Origin of the sequence: Cyclobacterium qasimii M12-11B (assembly GCF_000427295.1) — a bacterium.
Lineage (GTDB): Bacteria > Bacteroidota > Bacteroidia > Cytophagales > Cyclobacteriaceae > Cyclobacterium > Cyclobacterium qasimii.
Map to the genome: position 1 here is coordinate 1 of NZ_ATNM01000020.1, position 743 is coordinate 743.

The following is a 743-nucleotide window of genomic DNA, read 5'->3' on the forward strand; positions in this document are numbered from 1 at the left end:
CCCATCGGTCACACCAACGTCGTAGTAGCCGCCGGAAGCGGTGCGATAGGTGACGTAGATGCCAACTTCCTGCTTGTGGCCAGTCTGGCCGCTCACCAGGGCGCCCGCGTCGTGCAGCCCGATGACCGCAGTCTCGCCGTTCTCGCTCATACCGGACAGGTTCAGCGTTCCCGCGATGGTCACCGGAGTCTGCTCCGGAGACGGCGTCAGGATGGCCGGACCGAGCTGGTAGCTTCCGTCGTATCCAGCCGGAGCCGGATCGCCGACATACCGCAGACGGAGACTGGAACTGTCTTCGGTTACTCTCGCACCAACAGATCCAGTGATGGTCGCAGAGGGCTCGGTCGCAGAGTCGGGTGTTGAGGCGGCTGCAGCACCGACGACGATGCGGGGTCCCGGTTCCGCGGAAGCGCTCTGAGCGGTTCCGCTCAAACCTGCGATCGCTAGAACTAGCAGGGTGCCCATGGCGAGAGTCTTGCGAAACCCTGTCCGCTGGGCTGAGTTTTGGGCGAACTTAGTAAACAATTGCAGCACTCCTAGAATGGGCCAGCCAAGGCTGTACATCGGGATTTAGCGAGAATAAATCGGTTATGCAGGGCTCGCCCGAACGCGACGATTGCGCGGGTAATCTTGTGCATGAAAAGTATCTTTCTCAATGGGGCGACTTCACCGGGGATATTCCGACTCGGGGCGTTGAGGGCAGCGTTTACCGGCAGATCGAGCCAGTCGCTGTAGCTGCGATC

Annotated in this window: 1 protein-coding gene; it reads right to left on the reverse strand. The window is 60.8% G+C overall.

Annotated features, from left to right (window positions below):
• Positions 1-536: 536 nt before the first annotated feature.
• Positions 537-743, reverse strand: a 207-nt coding sequence (locus tag ADICYQ_RS31055; protein ID WP_235114283.1) for a hypothetical protein, incomplete at its 5' end; no start/stop codon positions are given.